Here is a 16,913-nt window from a genome sequence, read left to right as displayed (position 1 = left end):
AGGGGGGTCCCGGAGGGGCACGGTGGGAACGTGTTCCCCTCCGGTTCGAGCCCGCCGAACGGCTGTGCTCCGCGCGCTGTGGTGTTACTAGGTCTTACTCAGCGATGCGAACTACTTAACGAACCCGGATCTTGACCACGTCGAACGCCGGGGTCTGGTTGGCGCGCTCCATCATCGGGATACGGTGCGAGCCGTCACCGGCCCACGAGGCGCACTGCGCGGTGCCGGCCTGCGGCAGGCCCGGCACCTGGATGCTGACCGTGTCCGGGGTGGCGCCACCCTTGCTGTCCTCGGTGGCCACGAAGAACGCCGGCACCGGGTCCGGGGCTGGAGCCTCGGTGAGGCTGGCGAGCATCCGGCAGGCGGTGTGGAAGTGCCCGCGGACCAGGCCGTTCTGCAGGACGCTGGACTCCACGTAGTACCCACCCTGGCCGGCCGCGAGGAAGCGGTCGCGGATCAGGTTCCGGGTGCTGACCTGCAGGGTGAACGCGGTGTTCCGGTTGACCTGGCGCGGCGCGGCGGTGATCAGCAGCGACGGGTTGTTCGCGGCCGAGCCGACCTCACCGAACTCGGTGCTGACGCAGCGGTCGCCCTTCTGGAAACCGTCGTGCGCCGGCAGGTTGCTGGTGTCGCAGCTGTTGGTCAGGATGCCGAGGCCGGCACCGGGAGGAGCGGTGGTGGGAGCGGCGGTCGCGCCGCCACCGTTGTTGTTCCCACCATTGTTGTTGTTCCCGCCGTTGTCGGCCGGAGCGGTGGTCGCCGCCTCGCTCGCCGGAGCGCTGGCCCCGTCGCTGGCGCCACCGCTGGCAGCACCGGTGGCCGGTGCGCTGGTCGCGGCGCCGCCGTTGTTGTTGTTTCCGCCGCCGTTGTTCTTGCCGCCACGGCCCTTGGTGGTCTGCGCGACGTTGTTCATCACCCATTCCCGGCACCGGGCGCGCACCTGGGCGGTGGTCGCCACGTCCGCGCCGCCGTCGTCCGGGTGCTGCGTGACCGTGCCACCGTTGGTGGTGTAGTCGGTGCGGCGGGTGTTCGTGGACAGCTTGGTCTGGCCGCCGGCCTTCAGATTGTCACAGGCCGCGAGCGCGGTCTTCTGACCGTCGTTGGTGCTCGCGCTGGAGATCTGGGTGACCGTCACGATACCGCCGAACGCCGCCAGCGTGGCCGCCACGGCGATGATCCGGCGACGCCCGCTGAACCACTTAGAGTCGTTAGCGCGCCGGTACTTGGACCTTCGCATGGGTGACACCTTTCTTCGTCGCCGTCGGGGCGATATCTCTCGGGGCTACCGCGAACGGAAGATGCGCATGGTGGTGATCACGCCGATCACCAGCGCGGCAGCAAGGACGAGCAGGACTACGGTGTTGCTGAGCCCCGGTACTCCACCGCCGTTGTTGGCGGCGGCGATCATCTGGTTGTCGATCGGGACCGGGCCCTTCTGGGCCGGGGTGGCGGGCGCGGCCAGGGTGGGCAGCGCGCCGTAATCGACGACGCCGCTGCTCTCCAGCAGGGTCATGTGCGTCATCACGAACTGGTTGGCCTGCTGGGCCAGCTTGCGGACCGTGTCGTTCCGGGTGCCGGCCCGGATGGTCGCGATCGCCGGGAAGATCTTGCCGTGCGCGGCGCGGAGCCGGTCGACGAAGATCTGGTCGAACTGCGCTCCCGAGGCGTTCTTCATCTCGTTCAGCCAGCCCTGCTGATCGCCGTTGGGCTGGTTCGGCAGCTCGATGTTGAGCTTCTTGGCCGCCGCGCGGTCCAGGCTGTCCAGTGAGACGTGCTGCGCCGCGATCGACTTGCCGATCTTGACGACGTTCGGGTCGTCCGACTTCTCCACGGCCATGTTGCCGGCCGGGATCTCCCAGAGCCCGGCGAGCCGGACCTTGATCACGAAGTCGATGTCAGCCGGGGTGATCGAGCCCTTCGCGGTGTCGGTGAGCCCGGTGTTCGGGGGGATCGGCACCGCGTCGTCGGCCAGGGCCGGCGCGGCCGGAGTCAGCAGGAACGCCAACGTCACCGTCGCTGCGCCGACCAACCAGGACTTCATCTTCGTACCCACCACCATCAGTAGCTGTAGTCGTCGCCGGAGTCCCCGGCACTGTCGGAGGCCGCGGGCGGCGCCACCGGCTTCGAGATCTTCGGGAGACACGTGAGGTTCTTGGTGCCGGTCGGCGTGATCACGAACCACTTGCCGTTGACGTTCTGGCCCTTCCACTCACCGGCCTTCTTGTCGCCGATGTAGCCGTAGAGCGGCCAGCCCTTGAGCGTGAGCTGCTTGGTGCCGTCCTCGCGGGTGACCGTGCCGATGAGCGACGAGTCGATGCCCTTGATGGTCGGCTTGCCGTCGTTGGTCAGCAGCGGCGGCCAGATCTTCGCGCAGTCGCCGTTGCAGGTCGACTTGGACGGGTTGTCGCCGTCGGCGTCGAACCGGTAGGACACGAAGCCCTTCTGGTTCTCGACGACCTTGCCCATCTTGGCCACCGTGGTCCCGGTGAGCTTCGTCGTCACCTTGGCCGCCGCGACCTCACCGGCCGGGGCCGGCTCGTCAGTGGACGCCGGTGCCGCCACGTTCGGGTCGACCGCGCCGTCGGTGGCCGCGGCACCCGGGGTGGCGGCGACGTCGGCAGCAGCTGGCTCAGCGGCATTGCCGTAGTCGGCGGAGTTGTTGACGCCGGACGGCGCGCAGCCGGGCAGTGCGACCAGTGCCGCCAGCGCCGCGCCGACGACCATCAACTTTCGCTTCTCCGGTACCACCGGCTCCTCCAGCTGATCGAAATCTCCTGGCATTTCCGCGCAGTAGTACGGGAGGTGTGCGGTGGCGGTTGAATATTCGGGTCGATCAAATTGGGGAATTTTTGTTTGAACCCTGTGGGCCGCCACGTACGTATGGGAAAGGCCCGAACAGCGAAAAAGGGCCCAGCCGAGTCGGCTGAGCCCTTATCGTGTTCGGACGATTACGGAATGCTTACCAGGGTCTCGGTGTTCCCGTTCGCCGCGAGCTCCTGAACCTGGACGTGCGCGATGTCGTCGCGTGCCGTCCCGGTCACCGCCTGCAACAGCAGCGGCGCGGGGTTGGCCGCGGTGCCCCAGCCCTTCTCGCCGATCGTCCAGCTGGCCACCCGCTCGGACGTGCCGTCGGTGTGGACCAGGGTCAGCGCGCAGGTCTTCGGGCCCTTGAGGTTGGAGACGGCGAAGGAGATCTGGGTGCCCCAGTCCTTCTTCTCCAGGCCGACGGCGGCGCTGACATTGGTCCGCGAGTCGGTGCCGCTGTAGTTCTGCCCGGGCAGTGCGGTGCCGCCGATGCCGACGCCGTTGCTGTCCGGCAGCGGGTCGAGCTGGTCGCTGCCGCGCTGGGCGGTCGGCGTGCTGGTGGCCGGCGTGTCGGTGCCGAGCCACTTGCCGCCGGCGAAGAGCGCGCCGATCGAGAGCATCGCGAAGATGACCACGGCGGCGGCCAGCGAGTAGAGCCGGCGACTGTTCGCCCGGCTCCGGTCGGTGCGCACCTCGTGGAGCATCTTGGTGAGCAGGACCGCGTCCTTCTCCGACTTCTCCGCGGCCAGCAGGGCCTCCGCGTCGACGTCCGCCAGCACGTCCGCGACCTGGACGAACGACTCCAGCTCGTAGGCGCACTGTGGGCACTCGATCAGGTGGTCCTCGAACCGGCCGGCGTCACGGTCGTCGAGCACGCCCAGGGCGTACGACGCGACGTCGTAGTGGTCTTCCTGAGTCATTCCGTCACCCCCCGCTGCTGCAGAGCGGTACGCAGCGCACGCAGAGCGTAATATACCCGCGACTTCGCGGTGCCCAACGGAAGGCCGAGATTCTCCGCCGCCTCGGGCACCGTCCGGCCCCGGAAGTACGTCTCGATCAGGATCTCCCGGTGCGAATGGCTCAACTGGCGGAGCGCGTCCGACACGGTCATCGACTGCAGCACACGATCGGTGTCGTCCGCGGTGCTCGGGAAGCTCTCCAGCTCGCGGTCGTACGTCTCCGCGGGGCGCGCGTTGGCGCTGCGGTGCTCGTCGATCGCGATCCGGCGGGCCACCGTGACCAGCCACGGGCGCAGCGACTGCTGGCCCTGCGCACCGAGCCGGTGCGCGTTGCGCCAGGCCCGCAGCAGCGTCTCCTGCACGATGTCCTCGGCGCGCTGCCGGTCACCACCGGTCAGTCGCAGCACGAACATCAGCAAGGGGCCGGCGTGCTCCTCGTAGAGCAGCTTGACCAGTGTGTCCTCATGGCTCGCACCGGTGTCCGGCTGTGCTCCGTGCCGAGCCGACTGCTGGCGGGGAATCACCGAACCGTCATCCTGCGCACCGCGCCCTCCGTCGACCGCCTGCCACCTGCTTCCGGAGTGTCGCGCCATCACACGCACCCTCTCCGGCGTGAGCCGTCTATCGGCCACCGCATGCATCGATTCCTCCGCCCGGACCTTTCCCCGTCGCCTGAGATACGGCTGGGGCGCCCGGCCGGGATCAAAGTCGGCACGAGATTTTCCGGGACACTCGGTCTCAAGGGTCCTCCGCTGTGGTGACGATCGTGTGGGCGTGCCGGGCCGCGGATCATGGGGGGATTGATCTACGCCGATTCGGACGCCAGGTAAGGCGGAATGATACTCAGTGACATCGGGCCCGAGACATGGCTCTGAGAATAATTTCCCCCGACCCGGGAGAGCGTGATCTCGCTCCGTGCACGGACGATTCCGGTGCGTGCGCACTGATGAGTAATGTGTGGTGAAAGGCGGGGGCGCCGAACCGTTCGGGGGATGCTCGGATATCTCTTGGACTCTTTCGGGCGACACCCGGTGGGGAGCGCTCCCAGTTCTTGATCTTGCTGCTCGGGCGCTTCGGGCATTTGTAAGCAATCGTTTACTGGCTGGTGGTCTGGAGCGCTCGGATGAGCAGTTCCGGACTGGTCCGGACCAGTTACGAAGGCCCTCCGACTAAATTCCGTTAGTTGGTGGAAGTGTTCCGATATGCGGGCACGCATCCCGATAAATGGGACAGGCCACCCCAAGACCCAACCCCTTGCGCCGTACGGCGTCAGCCCGGCGCCCGCCCGTGACCACTCGGCGACGCCCGCCGCCCGCCGCGCTCCCGGCCACCCCGCGCCGCCCGGCCCACTCCCGGCCAGCCCGCGCCGCCGCCCGTGACCACCCTGCGCCGTCCGCCCGTGACCACCCTGCGGCGTCCGCCGCAAGCCGTCCGCCGCCACCCCGCCACCCCGCGCCGCCCGCCGCCCGCCGTGCGCCATGCGCCGTGCGGGAATGGCGCGGCGTGCGTGGTGTTTGGCTGTGGCGCGGCGTGCGGTGCCGGCTGGCGTTGGGAGTTGTTTCGGCGTGCGAAAGCAGCCCCGAGTGCCAGCCGGAGCGCGTGCGTCGCGCGTGGTGCTCGGCGCGGGGCGCGGGACGCGTGGTGTTTGGCTGTGGCGCGGCGTGCGGTGCCGGCTGGCGTTGGGAGTTGTTTCGGCGTGCGAAAGCAGCCCCGAGTGCCAGCCGGAGCGCGTGCGTCGCGCGTGGTGCTCGGCGCGGGGCGCGGGACGCGTGGTGTTTGGCTGTGGCGCGGCGTGCGGTGCCGGCTGGCGTTGGGAGTTGTTTCGGCGTGCGAAAGCAGCCCCGAGTGCCAGCCGGAGCGCGTGCGTCGCGCGTGGTGCTCGGCGCGGGGCGCGGGACGCGTGGTGTTTGGCTGTGGCGCGGCGTGCGGTGCCGGCTGGCGTTGGGAGTTGTTTCGGCGTGCGAAAGCAGCCCCGAGTGCCAGCCGGAGCGCGTGCGTCGCGCGTGGTGCTCGGCGCGGGGCGCGGGACGCGTGGTGTTTGGCTGTGGCGCGGCGTGCGGTGCCGGCTGGCGTTGGGAGTTGTTTCGGCGTGCGAAAGCAGCCCCGAGTGCCAGCCGGAGCGCGTGCGTCGCGCGCGGTGCTCGGCGGTGGCGCGGGGCGCGCGGCGGTGGCCGTGGCACGGGGCGTGGCGCGCGCGGCGCCCGGCAATGGCGCTCGGCCGTGGCGGTGGCGCGGGGCCACGCGCCGGTCGGTGTGCTGCCGCTGCCCCCGGTCGAGCTTGGCGTCGGGCTGGTGGTTGCGGTCGGGCTGGCGGTGGCGGTCGGGCTGGCGCGCGGCGCGGCCCGGGGCACGCGGCCGTGGCGCGGGGCGCGGCGCGCGCGATGCTCGGCTGTGGCGTGGCGCGCGCCGCTCGGGCCGGGATCGGTCAGCGGGTCCGGGACGTGGCCAGGGACAGCGCCCGGTGCAGCACCCGGGAATCCCCGAGCATCCCGCGCAGCCGCCGCTCCAGCCCCGCGATCGGCACCAGGTTCTGCGGCGCCCGCGGATCCTTGTAGGACGACGACGCGAACCGCGGCAGCGTCGCGCTGGACAGCCCGGCCAGCTCGACCGCCTGCTCCACGGTCAGGTCCGGCGAGCACTCCACCCGGACGATCCCGGACCACGGCGCCCCGGTCGCCCCGGGCAGCCGCAGGTACCAGGACCAGCCGCCCCAGACCGTGCCGAGGTGGAAGACCGGCGTGCGCTGCCCCGGCCGCAGCGCGGTCACCACGGTGGTCAGCGCGGCCGGCAGGTACTGCTTCTGCTGGGTCTTGATGTACCCGATGGTGCGTGGCAGCTGCCGCCGGTTGCGCAGCGGCCCGTCCACGATCAGCAGGTCGGCGCCGTCGGTCCCGCCGTCCCGGGCCGCGCTGGAGATCTCGATCTCCAGCGCGGTCAGCGGCCCCTGCACGGCGGCCGGCAGCTTGCTCGCCTCGCCGGTCCCGTTGATCCGGTGGATCTCGTAGCGGACCGTCCCGGCCTGCAGATCGTTCGCCGACGGGCTGGCGGTGAACAGGCCCCGCCCGACCCGCGCGCCGACCAGCTCGGCGGCGCCCCGGGCCAGGTCGCAGCGGACCACCCCGGCGGCGTAGGAGGCGGCCAGCCCGGGGTACGACGTCCCGTCGTCCTCGGCGGTCCACAGCCCGGCGTCGTTGCGCCGCACGCCGTCGACCAGGAACACCACGTCCGGCGGGCGGGCGCCGGACGGGACGTCGATCGGCGCCCACTCGGCGGCCGGCACCTCCACGTCGGTGTCCACCTGAGCGCTGCTGGGCGAGGCCGGCCCCTCGCCGTCCCCGCCCTCGTAGCTGGCCCCGTACGCCGGGTCCCAGGCGTCGACGAACATCCGTGTCACAGGCCGACCCTCTCCACGTACGCGGTCCGCGCGTCCTTGTGCACCTCGAACCGGACCGGCACCCGCTCGGCGAGCGAGTGCACGTGGGTGACCAGCCCGACCATCCGGTCGCCGCGGGCGGCCAGGTTCTCCAGCGTGGCGGCGACCACGTCGAGGGTCGCCGCGTCCAGGGTGCCGAAGCCCTCGTCCAGCACGATCGACTCCAGGCTGGCCGCCGTGGTGCTCATTCCGGCGAGCTGCTCGGAGAGGGCCAGGGCGAGCGCCAGCGACGCCTGGAACGTCTCGCCGCCGGAGAGCGTCCGCACCCCGCGCCGCAGCCCGGCGTCGTGGTGGTCGATCACGTAGAACTCGCCCTTGTCGTGCATCAGTTCGTACTGCCCGCCGGTGAGCTCGCGCAGGATCCGGGACGCGCCGTCGACCAGCATGTCCAGCGCCTCCTCGAGCAGCCAGCGCTCGAAGTTGTTGGCCCGCAGGTGACCGGAGAGGGACTTGGCGACCCGGCCCTCCAGCTGCAGGACCAATCGTTGTTCCTGCTGCTCGCGGGCCTGTTCGAGCCGCTCGGCGAGCCGTTTCCAGGCGGCCTCGGCGCGTTCCGCGGTGACTGCGGCCGCCCGGATCAGGGTGGCCTCGGCGTCCTGCGGGGTGGCGGTGGGCGGGGCCACCCCGGCGTCGGTGAACAGCGCGACGATCGCGGCGTGCGCCCCGGTCGTGGACTCCTCGGCGGCGCGCACGGCGGCCTCCGCCCGGTCCCGCCGGGACGAGCGGTCGCCGTGCTCGCCGCGGGCCCACCCGACCAGCGTCTGCCACGCGACGGCCAGGTCGTCGCGGTCGGCGGGCGGCGGGGCGAAACGGGCGAGCCCGTCCCGTACCGAATCGAATTTCAGCCATGCGGAACGCTGCTGGTCCTCCGCGGCCCGGACCGAAGCCTGCGCGGAGCGCAGCGAGTCGCGCGCCGCGCGGACCGTGCCGGTCGCGTCCTCCAACCGGCCCTGCAGGCGGCCGAACTCGGCGAGCCGCTGCTGGATCGCCTCGGCCGCGGGCAGCCCCTGCACGGTCTTGCGGACCTCGGCGAGGCGGGACAGGTGGTGCTCGTACTGCCCGCGCTTGCGTTCGAGGTCGCTCTCCAGGTTGCGGGCCACCGCGTCGCGCTGCTGCCAGCGGGCCGTCGCCTGCTCGGCGGCCTCCCGCGCGGCGCCGCCGGCCGCCTCGGCGAGCCGCACCGAGGACTCCCGCGGCACCTCCGGCACCACCGCGACCGGCTGCTCGCAGACCGGGCAGTTGTCCCCGGCGGTCAGGTGCCCGCGCAGCGCGGTGGCGCGATCCCGCTGCTGGGCGTCCCGATAGTCCTGCCGGGCCTGTTCCAACAGCTGCTGGGCGCCGATGTGCTCGGACTCGGCCAGGTCGGCGGAGGCCCGCGCGTCCCGGCACTCCACCTCGGCGACCGAGACCTTGCCGGCGAACCACGCCTCCTGCTCGACCAGGCGGTCCAGCTCGGTGTGCCGGTCCAGCGCCAGGCGCAGCGACCCGGCGTCGCCGGCCGCGGTCAGCTCGCCGCGGACCTTCTCCTCGGCCTCCTCGGCCTCGTGCACCGCTTCCGCCGCCTTCGCGGCGGCGTCGCGGGCTGCGGTGATCGCTCCGGTCGCTTCGTCAAGACCCTTGGGGGTACGGACGGCGGAGAGCTGGGCGAGCTCCGAGTCGAGGGTGTCGCGGGTCCCCCGAGCGGCCTCCTCGGCGGCCCGGGCGGACCGCAGGCCCGGCATCGCCGTCTCGACCGCGGCGGTCAGCTCCCGCATCCGCGCCAGGCGGCCGGCCGCTTCCTCGACCGCCTCCTCGGTGGCGTCCTCCAGCGCGGTCAGCGACTGGTCGACCACGCTCAGCTTGGCCTCCGCGGCCTTGCCCCGCTCGGCCGCCCGGACCTGCACCTTCTCGTAGAGCTGCAGGCCCAGCAGGTTGATCAGGATCTGCTGGCGGGTGGCCGGCTTGGCGTGCAGGAAGTCGGCGAACTGCCCCTGCGGCAGCACCACGCAGCTGGTGAACTGCTCGTAGGGCAGGCCGACCGCGTGCAGCACCGCGTCGTCCATCTCGGCCGGGACGCCGGCCAGGACCTCACCGAGATCCGCCAGGTCCATCCCGGTGTCCAGCTTGCTCACGTCGAAGCCGGCCGGCATCAGCTGCAGGCCGGCGCCGGAGGTCTTGACGTTGCCCCGGCCGTCCCGCCGGACCACCCGGGTCGCCACGTACCGATCGCCGGCGGACTCGAAGACCAGGCGGACCCGGGCCTCGACGGCGGACGGGGCGAGCGCGTTGCCGATGCCCCGGGCGCCGCCCCAGCGCGGGACCTGGCCGTAGAGGACGAAACAGATCGCGTCCAGCACCGTCGACTTGCCCGAGCCGGTCGGGCCGACCAGCGCGAAGTAGTCGGCGTCGCTGAAGTCCACGGTGGTCTCGTCGCGGAACACCGTGAAGCCGGACATGTCCAGGCGAATGGGCCTCATTGAGTGCTGCTCACCTCGTCGTACAGCTGGTCGAAGAGCTCGCGGACGCCCTCCTCGGCGTTGCCGCGACTGTCCAGGTAGTCACCGAAGAGCTCACGCGGGGAGCGGCCGGCGCGCTGCGCGGCCCGGGCCGCCGTGCGATCGGGCAGCATGTCGGGGTCGATGCGGACCTCCAGGGCGTTCGGCAGCATCTCCTGCACGTCCTCGCGCAGGCCGGGGCGGGGTACCTCGCGCACCAGGACACGCAGCCAGGCCTCCGGAAGGTTCACCGTGGCGAGCTGTTCCAAGGTTCCTCTGACCGTGCGCAGGGTCAGCGCCGAGGTGACCGGCACGTCCCGGGTCTGCGCGGCCTTGTCCACGCCCACGTCGACGATCGCCACCGAGCAGACGTTCTCCTCCTCGCCGAAGTCGATGGCGAGCGGGCTGCCGCTGTACCGCACCGGGCAGGGGCCGAGCACCCGCTGCGCGCGGTGCAGGTGGCCGAGCGCGACGTAGTGCGTGTGCTGCGGGAACACCGTGGAGGGCACGGCGTAGCCCATGATCGTGTGCGCCTCGCGCTCGCCGCCGCCGGTGCTCGCCCCGACCATGGTCAGGTGCGAGGTGATCAGGTTGACCGCGCCGGGCTCGGCGAACGACTCGCTGAGCTTGCCGATCAGGCGCGCGATCAGGTCGGCATAGGTCTGATTCGCTTCGGCTTCGGTGAGGTTGTACATCTCCGCGGCCCGGACGGCGTAGCGCTGGGAGAGGAACGGCAGGGCGACGAGCCGCCACCGCTCGCCATCGCCGGTGGTCCCCTCGATCAGCAGATCGCCGAGGTTGTCCCGGACCGAGCCGCGCAACTCGATGCCGGCGGCGTCGGCCCAGGGCCGGAGCGCGTCCAGCGCCTGCCCGTTGTCGTGGTTGCCGCCGATCGCCACCACCCGGGCGCCGGTGTTGCGCAGCGCGGTGAGCGCTCGCGTCACCAGGCGGGTCGCCTCGGCGGTGGGCGCCGCGGTGTCGTAGAGGTCACCGGCGACGATGACCAGGTCGGGCTGCTCCGCCCGGGCGATCTCGATCACCTGGGCGAGCACCTTGGTGTGCTCCTCGCGCCGGTCGCGGCCCTTGAGAACCTTGCCGACGTGCCAATCGGAGGTGTGCAGGATGCGCATCGCGAAACCTTAGCCTCAGGCCCTAGAACGGAATGTCGTCGTCGCCACCGGCGCGCCCGCCGATGACGGCGAACGGGTCGGCGCCCTGGACTATCGAGCGCTGCGTCTCGGCCGGCGGGGGACCGGACTCCGACTTGCGGGTGGCCCAGGCCGGGAACGGGAACTCCACGCAGAGCGGGACCGGGATGTCCGGCTGGTTGACGAACATCGTGCCGGGGCGGGCCAGCAGCGCGCGCTGACGCATCGCCGGCGGGAGGAAACCGTATTCCGGCCGGGACGCCTCGGCCGGGTCGAGCCGGCCGACCACCCGGATCGCCGAGTTGGTCACGATCCGCCGCTCCACCTCGCTGGCGGTCTGCTGCGCGCCGATCAGGATCACGCCCAGCGAGCGGCCGCGCTCGGCGATGTCCAGCAGCACCTCCTTGATCGGGGAGGTGCCCTCGCGGGGCGCGTACTTGTTCAGCTCGTCGAGGACCACGAAGAGCAGCGGGCGGCCGGTGCCGGACTTCTCCTTCTCCTCGAACTCGCTCTTCAGCGTCACGCCGACCACGAAGCGCTGCGCGCGGTCCGGCAGGTTGTGCAGGTCGACGACGGTGACCTGGGCGCTGTCCGCGGTCTTGATCTGGTGCGGGCGGCGCTGCGCCAGGTCGCCCCGGATCAGCCGGGACAGGTCCCGCTTGCTGCCGATCATCCGGCGGGCGAACGCGTTGACGGTGCCCATGTTGATCGCGCTGCCGGCCCAGATCGACCGGGTCTCGTCGTCGGTGAGCTGCTCGACGATGTGGTCGACCAGGTCGCCGTAGGAGCCGATCCGCTTGCCGTCGATGCTGATCCCGCCCTCGGCGGGCACCGCGTACCGATGCAGGTGGGCGGTGACCGAGTGGACCACCATCGTGTACTGCTGGCGCTCGTCGTCGGCGTCGGCGAACACGTACGGCAGCAGCTTGGCCGAGCAGAACTCGTCGAGCGTCCAGTAGAACGAGTCGACGCCGGTCAGCCGGCCGCTCACGTCGGGGGCGCCGGACGGGTCACCGGCGCGGGGCGGCGCGTAGACCCGGACGTCGGTGAACGGGCTGTCCGGCAGGTCGAGCAGCTTGTAGTAGGACCGGGTCTTGTCGTCCAGCTTGGTGTTCGGGTGGTCCAGGAAGAGCAGGTCCTCACCCTTGACGTTGAAGATCAGGGCGCGGGCGTTCGCCCCGTCGGCGCCCAGCTGGCCGGAGCGGAACACCGAGTAGAGCAGGAACGTCGCGAAGCTGGTCTTGGTCGCGACGCCGGAGATGCCGGAGATCGAGACGTGCGCGCCGCGGGTGCCGTCCAGGAAGTCCGCGTTCAGGAAGACCGGGACGCCGTCGCGGCCGGTGCCCATCGGGACCCGCCGCTCCATCCGGTCGAAGTGCAGCGCGGCGTCCCGGGCCTCGCCGGAGGCCCGGTGCACGACCGCGCCGGGCGCCGGTGGGACGTAGAGCTCCGGGTCGACGCGGGTGGTGGTGATCTCGGCGGCCTCCTGCACCATGGCCGGCAGCGTGCCGTCGGCGATGGCGAACACGTCCGAGTCGAACTGGGCGCCCTCGTGCCGTGCCCGCACCTGGGTGACCACGCCGGAGATCGTCACCGACTCGCGGTCCGGAAGGTCACGCTTCGTGGTCACGACGTCGTCGAGCTGCAGGTAACTGCCGGGGGCGACGGCCGTCCAGAACTGGAGCGGGGTCGCGTCGGCGGTGCCAAGCACCCGCCCGACGGGGGAAGTTTCGTCAGACACGCCGATCATGGTGCCTCAGAGGTACGACAAAATCCCCACGGGATCTTCAGCCTTTCGGGTTTTCCACAACTTCTGGTGCTCATCCACAGAGTTATGCACAAGATCTTGATCGAGGCCGGAAGGCGCGCGCGCCAATCTATGGCCGGCCGTAGCGGAGGAACAGCATGTCCTCACGGGTGAGCGCGTGCCGCAGCGCCATCCGCCGGGCCGGCGTGGCCGGTCCGTGCGCGATCCGGCCCGCCTCGCCGCCGGCCAGCAGCGGCGCGACCGTGAGGCAGAGCTCGTCGACCAGATCCGCGGCGATCATCGAGCCCAGCAGGCCCGGACCGCCCTCGCAGAGCAGCTGGCCGGCGCCGCGCGCGTGCAGCGCCGCCACCCCGGCCGCCAGGTCGACCTGCTCGTCACCGACCGTGATCACCTCGGTGACCGCGCGGATCGGCGCGTCGGGCGCGGCGCGGTGGGTCAGCACGATCGGCCGGACCGGCGCGTCCGAGAAGATCAACTGGGCCGGGTCCAGGTCCAGGGAGCCGGAGACGATCACCATCAGCGGGAACTCGGGCAGGCCGTGCGCCACCCGCCAGGCCCGGGCCGCCGGGGTGAGGCGCAGCGCGTCGTACCGCTCGGCGCGGACCGTGCCGGCCGCCACGATCAGCGCGTCGCAGACCATCCGCAGGGTGTCGAAGACCTCCTTGTCGCCCGGGCCCTGCAGCCCGGCGGAGAGGCCGTCGACGGTGACCGCGCCGTCCGCGCTGGCGATGAAGTTCACCCGCAGGGTGGGCCGGTCGAGCCGCGGATAGCGGGCGACCAGCTCGTCCTGGCCGGAAGGGAGCCCGCTCATGGGCCGGGCGGACCGGTCACCGGCGGGACCGGGGCGGGCTCCCGGTGCTGACAGTCGCACCACGAGCCGCCCTTGCAGTCCCCGTGCTGCCGTTCCCGGCAAGCCTCGCAAATCATGCGGTGAATTTTAGTGGTCCCCGGACTGTCGGAGAGGCGACAGCCGGTAGGCAGGCCGGACCCGAACCTCCCTACCCTGAGTTGTGAAATCTGGCATATCCCACCCGGCTTGACGGCCGGGACACGGCTGTGCAATCGGTCCGAAACGCCGGGTGGGCAGGCTTGTCATCAGGACGGCGTCACCGGGCGTCCGCGACGGGAGGAGTTACATGTTGCTGCGGGTTCGAGTCACCCTGCCGGACCGTCCCGGCGCTCTCGGCCAGGTCGCGCGCACCCTGGGTGTCGCCGGCGCGGACATCGTCCAGGTCGTGGTGCTGGAGCGACTCGGCGGCCGGGCCGTCGACGACTTCACCGTCGTCTGGCCAGGTGCGGCCCGCGTGGAGCGACTCCTCGCCGGTCTGGCCGCGATCCCCGGGGTCCAGGTCGACGGCGTGTGGAAGGCGATCGGCGCCCCGGTCAGCGGGGGCCACGACGCCGAGCTGCTCGCCCAGGTCGCGGCGAACCCGGCGGACGGCCTGGCCACCCTGGTCGACGCGATGCCCGGGCTGCTCGCCGCGGACTGGGCCGCCGCCGCGATGGTCCCGGCCGACTGGGCCGCGCGCAGTGGCGCCAACGGCATCAACCACGAGCCCCGGGTGGCGTACGCGAGCTGGCGCGCCCCGTCCCCGCTGCACCTGCCCGAGGTCACCCCGCTGCGGGCCCGCCCGTTCGCCGAGCCGGGCGGCGCGCGGTACGCGGTCGCCCCGTTCGGCCGCGGCGGACTGGTCCTGCTGGTCGCCCGGACCGACGAGGACGACCTGGCGGCCGCTGCGTTCCACGTGACCGAGGTCGATCGGGTGGCCCAGCTGGTGCGGGCCGCCGCGGTGATCCTGGGCGACCGGCTGGACTCGGTGACGCCGGCCACCACGGCCCAGGTGTGACCGCCTGACCCATCGGCCGGATGTGATCGTCTTAACGACGAAATCGCTGCTGAAGGCAATAAGACGGCAACAACGCCGGGGCACTCTGGAGGCAGAGCGAAAGGAGTGCCCCGCATGGCGTTGTGGCGGATCCGGGCCACGGTCGACGACCGACCCGGTTACCTCTCTGTGCTGACCGCGAGTCTCGCCCTGAAATCGGTCAACATCCTTGCCGTCCAGGTGCACACCACCGAGGGCGGCGCGGTCGACGACTTCCTGGTCGACGCTCCGGACCGGATGACCGAGCCCGACCTGCTGGCCGCGGTGGCCAAGGGCCGCGGGCGGGACGTGTTCGTCGCCCGTGCCGAGGCGCAGGGCCTGGCCGACCAGCCCACCCGCGCGCTGGCCCTGGCCGGCCGGCTGGTGCACGAGCCGGACGCGCTCGGCGAGTCGCTGGTCGCCCTGCTCGACGCGACCGACGTGCGGTGGCGTCCGCACCCGGCGTTCGACCAGCCCGGCGTCCACGGCGGGCGGATGACGCTGGCCGATCCGGCCGGCGGGTCCTACGAGGTGCTCCGGGCGCTGCCCGCGTTCACCCCGGCGGAGTATGCGCGGGCCCAGGCCCTGGTCGAGCTGGCCGCCACGGTGACCCGGCGGCAGCGCGAGACCGTCACGTTCATGGTTCCGGACGGCGCCGAGGTGATCCTGCGCCCGGCCGGCGCGGAGGATCTGGCCGCCGTTCGTGAGCTGCACGACCACTCGTCCGCCGGCACCCTGCGGCGGCGCTATCTGGCCGGCGGGTCGCCCACCGAGGCCCGGCTGCGCCGTCTGCTGGAGCCGGCCGGCGGGGTGACCCTGCTCGCGGTCGCGCCCGGCGGCCGGGTGGTGGCGATGGCCAGCCTGCTCGCCGAGGGTGACCTGGGCGAGATCGCGGTCCTGGTGGAGGACGACTGGCAGCGCCGCGGTCTGGGCACCGCGCTGCTCCGGCGGCTGCGCGCGCACGCCGAGCGGGCCGGGTTCGCCGCGCTGGTCGCGCACACCGGTGCGGACAACGTGGCGATGCTGCGGACCCTGCGCCGGCTGGGCCACGGGCCGATGGAGCGCGACGGCGCGCTGGTCAGCGTCACGCTGCCGGCCGCGGGTCAGCCGGTCGGCGAGGAGACTCCCGCTACCTCGGGGTAGTGGGTGAGAGGAGTGGCGGCGGGCACCGGTTCGGGCCCGCCGTCACCCTGGGTCCGCGCGCCGGGCGGAATGCCGACCGCGTTGCCCGGGCCGATGCCGCGAGGCGCGACGGTGGCCGGCCGCGGCGGTCAGCCGGTGCGGGTGCCGTGCTCGACGCAGGTGGCCGTCCAGCCGGTCGGGACGACCTGGACCTTCATGCGGCGGCGGCACGCCGGGCAGAAGCGGGGCGGCTCCAGCTCGCGGGCCGCCGCGCAGGCCGCGTGGTCACCGGCCGAGGCCGGCTCCCCGCACCGGTCGCAGTAGGTCATCAGCGGCGCCGTCATCAGAACGTCGCGGACAGCGACTTGACCGGCATCTTCAGGTCCTGCAGCAGCTCCAGGTCCGCGGTCGCGGGCCGGCCCAGCGTGGTCAGGTAGTTGCCGACGATCACGGCGTTGATGCCGCCGAGCAGACCTTCACGGGTGCCCAGGTCGCCGAGCGTGATCTCGCGGCCACCCGCGTACCGAAGAATGGTCTTGGGCATCGCCAGCCGGAAGGCGGCGATCGCGCGCAGCGCGTCCTTGCCCTCGACCACCGGGCGGTCGCCGAGCGGCGTGCCGGGCCGCGGGTTGAGGAAGTTCAGCGGGACCTCGTGCGGGTCCAGCTGGGCGAGCTGCGCGGCGAACTCGGCCCGCTGCTCGATCGTCTCGCCCAGGCCGAGGATGCCGCCGCAGCAGACCTCCATCCCGGACTCGCGGACCATCGTCAGCGTGGACCAGCGCTCCTCCCACGAATGGGTGGTCACCACGTTCGGGAAGTAGGACTCGCAGGTCTCGAGGTTGTGGTTGTAGCGGTGCACGCCCATGTCGACCAGGTCGTCGACCTGCTCCTGGGTGAGCATGCCGAGGCTCGCGGCGACCTGGATGTCGACGGCTTCCTTGATCGCCTTGACGCCCTGCCGCATCTGGTCCATCAGGCGCTGGTCCGGACCGCGGACGGCGGCCACGATGCAGAACTCGGTGGCGCCCGTCGCGGCGGTCTGCTCGGCGGCCTTGACCAGGGACGGGATGTCCAGCCAGAGGGACCGGACCGGGGACGAGAACAGCCCGGACTGGGAGCAGAAGTGGCAGTCCTCCGGGCAGCCGCCGGTCTTCAGCGAGACGATCCCCTCGACCTCGACCTCCGGGCCGCACCACTTCATGCGGACGTCGTGGGCGAGTTGGAGGAGGTCGGGCAGGTCCTCGTCGGGCAGTCGCAGGATCTCGAGGATCTCGGCCTGATCGAGGCCGGCGCCGTTGTCGAGGACTTGGGTACGTGCCCGGTCGAGGATCTGAGGCAT

Annotated in this window: 14 protein-coding genes; 2 read left to right on the top strand and 12 right to left on the bottom strand. The window is 71.9% G+C overall.

Annotation, left to right across the window (positions count from 1 at the left end):
* Positions 1 to 115 precede the first annotated feature (115 nt).
* The 10 genes from L3i22_RS46470 to L3i22_RS46425 all read right to left on the bottom strand — a co-directional run bounded on the left by L3i22_RS46470 (position 116) and on the right by L3i22_RS46425 (position 13,398).
* Positions 116 to 1,237, bottom strand: coding sequence for a Pecanex-like protein 1 (locus L3i22_RS46470; RefSeq protein WP_221323792.1), 1,122 nt, complete (start codon positions 1,235 to 1,237; stop codon positions 116 to 118).
* 45 nt (positions 1,238 to 1,282) lie between these two features.
* Positions 1,283 to 2,041 carry a DUF4142 domain-containing protein gene (locus tag L3i22_RS46465; RefSeq protein WP_221323791.1) on the bottom strand — a complete coding sequence of 253 codons (759 nt, stop codon included), beginning with the start codon at positions 2,039 to 2,041 and terminating at the stop codon, positions 1,283 to 1,285.
* A 17-nt stretch (positions 2,042 to 2,058) separates the two neighbouring features.
* The gene (locus L3i22_RS46460) at positions 2,059 to 2,781 is read right to left on the bottom strand and encodes a hypothetical protein (protein ID WP_255657668.1); all 723 of its coding nucleotides are present in this window, start codon (positions 2,779 to 2,781) and stop codon (positions 2,059 to 2,061) included.
* A 167-nt stretch (positions 2,782 to 2,948) separates the two neighbouring features.
* The gene (locus tag L3i22_RS46455) at positions 2,949 to 3,725 is read right to left on the bottom strand and encodes a hypothetical protein (protein WP_221323790.1); all 777 of its coding nucleotides are present in this window, start codon (positions 3,723 to 3,725) and stop codon (positions 2,949 to 2,951) included.
* Positions 3,722 to 4,405: a sigma-70 family RNA polymerase sigma factor gene (locus L3i22_RS46450; protein ID WP_221323789.1), complete on the bottom strand. Its 684-nt coding sequence runs from the start codon at positions 4,403 to 4,405 to the stop codon at positions 3,722 to 3,724. Before L3i22_RS46450 ends, L3i22_RS46455 begins: the two co-directional genes overlap by 4 nt.
* Before the next feature lie 1,784 nt (positions 4,406 to 6,189).
* On the bottom strand, positions 6,190 to 7,158 hold the full coding sequence (locus L3i22_RS46445; protein ID WP_221323788.1) for a hypothetical protein: 969 nt from the start codon (positions 7,156 to 7,158) through the stop codon (positions 6,190 to 6,192).
* The gene (locus L3i22_RS46440) at positions 7,155 to 9,653 is read right to left on the bottom strand and encodes an AAA family ATPase (protein ID WP_221323787.1); all 2,499 of its coding nucleotides are present in this window, start codon (positions 9,651 to 9,653) and stop codon (positions 7,155 to 7,157) included. Before L3i22_RS46440 ends, L3i22_RS46445 begins: the two co-directional genes overlap by 4 nt.
* Positions 9,650 to 10,801: an exonuclease SbcCD subunit D gene (locus L3i22_RS46435; RefSeq protein ID WP_221323786.1), complete on the bottom strand. Its 1,152-nt coding sequence runs from the start codon at positions 10,799 to 10,801 to the stop codon at positions 9,650 to 9,652. Before L3i22_RS46435 ends, L3i22_RS46440 begins: the two co-directional genes overlap by 4 nt.
* 22 nt (positions 10,802 to 10,823) lie before the next feature.
* Complete coding sequence (locus tag L3i22_RS46430; protein ID WP_221323785.1) at positions 10,824 to 12,569, bottom strand: ATP-binding protein; 1,746 nt, start codon at positions 12,567 to 12,569, stop codon at positions 10,824 to 10,826.
* A gap of 127 nt (positions 12,570 to 12,696) precedes the next feature.
* Positions 12,697 to 13,398 carry a pyrimidine reductase family protein gene (locus tag L3i22_RS46425; RefSeq protein ID WP_221323784.1) on the bottom strand — a complete coding sequence of 234 codons (702 nt, stop codon included), beginning with the start codon at positions 13,396 to 13,398 and terminating at the stop codon, positions 12,697 to 12,699.
* A 325-nt stretch (positions 13,399 to 13,723) separates the two neighbouring features.
* Here L3i22_RS46425 and L3i22_RS46420 point away from each other — a divergent pair, with 325 nt between their 5' ends.
* On the top strand, positions 13,724 to 14,434 hold the full coding sequence (locus L3i22_RS46420; RefSeq protein ID WP_221323783.1) for an amino acid-binding protein: 711 nt from the start codon (positions 13,724 to 13,726) through the stop codon (positions 14,432 to 14,434).
* Between the two features lie 114 nt (positions 14,435 to 14,548).
* Complete coding sequence (locus L3i22_RS46415) at positions 14,549 to 15,595, top strand: GNAT family N-acetyltransferase (protein ID WP_221323782.1); 1,047 nt, start codon at positions 14,549 to 14,551, stop codon at positions 15,593 to 15,595.
* Positions 15,596 to 15,723: 128 nt separating this feature from the next.
* Here L3i22_RS46415 and L3i22_RS46410 read toward each other — a convergent pair whose 3' ends face one another.
* Positions 15,724 to 15,918 (bottom strand): hypothetical protein, encoded by a 195-nt coding sequence (locus L3i22_RS46410; RefSeq protein ID WP_255657667.1) that lies wholly within the window; start codon positions 15,916 to 15,918, stop codon positions 15,724 to 15,726.
* Positions 15,918 to 16,913: a biotin synthase BioB gene (bioB, locus tag L3i22_RS46405; RefSeq protein ID WP_221323781.1), complete on the bottom strand. Its 996-nt coding sequence runs from the start codon at positions 16,911 to 16,913 to the stop codon at positions 15,918 to 15,920. Before bioB ends, L3i22_RS46410 begins: the two co-directional genes overlap by 1 nt.

It is taken from the genome of Actinoplanes sp. L3-i22 (assembly GCF_019704555.1).
GTDB lineage: Bacteria > Actinomycetota > Actinomycetes > Mycobacteriales > Micromonosporaceae > Actinoplanes.
This window is presented reverse-complemented; position numbering and strand designations above follow the sequence as displayed.

Coding starts and splice junctions, on each gene's coding strand:
- L3i22_RS46470 (WP_221323792.1), bottom strand. CDS start 1,237: ATGCGAAGGTCCAAGTACCGGCGCGCTAACGACTCTAAGTGGTTCAGC.
- L3i22_RS46465 (WP_221323791.1), bottom strand. CDS start 2,041: ATGAAGTCCTGGTTGGTCGGCGCAGCGACGGTGACGTTGGCGTTCCTG.
- L3i22_RS46460 (WP_255657668.1), bottom strand. CDS start 2,781: ATGCCAGGAGATTTCGATCAGCTGGAGGAGCCGGTGGTACCGGAGAAG.
- L3i22_RS46455 (WP_221323790.1), bottom strand. CDS start 3,725: ATGACTCAGGAAGACCACTACGACGTCGCGTCGTACGCCCTGGGCGTG.
- L3i22_RS46450 (WP_221323789.1), bottom strand. CDS start 4,405: ATGCATGCGGTGGCCGATAGACGGCTCACGCCGGAGAGGGTGCGTGTG.
- L3i22_RS46440 (WP_221323787.1), bottom strand. CDS start 9,653: ATGAGGCCCATTCGCCTGGACATGTCCGGCTTCACGGTGTTCCGCGAC.
- L3i22_RS46435 (WP_221323786.1), bottom strand. CDS start 10,801: ATGCGCATCCTGCACACCTCCGATTGGCACGTCGGCAAGGTTCTCAAG.
- L3i22_RS46430 (WP_221323785.1), bottom strand. CDS start 12,569: ATGATCGGCGTGTCTGACGAAACTTCCCCCGTCGGGCGGGTGCTTGGC.
- L3i22_RS46425 (WP_221323784.1), bottom strand. CDS start 13,398: ATGAGCGGGCTCCCTTCCGGCCAGGACGAGCTGGTCGCCCGCTATCCG.
- L3i22_RS46420 (WP_221323783.1), top strand. CDS start 13,724: ATGTTGCTGCGGGTTCGAGTCACCCTGCCGGACCGTCCCGGCGCTCTC.
- L3i22_RS46415 (WP_221323782.1), top strand. CDS start 14,549: ATGGCGTTGTGGCGGATCCGGGCCACGGTCGACGACCGACCCGGTTAC.
- L3i22_RS46410 (WP_255657667.1), bottom strand. CDS start 15,918: ATGACGGCGCCGCTGATGACCTACTGCGACCGGTGCGGGGAGCCGGCC.
- bioB (WP_221323781.1), bottom strand. CDS start 16,913: ATGCCTCAGATCCTCGACCGGGCACGTACCCAAGTCCTCGACAACGGC.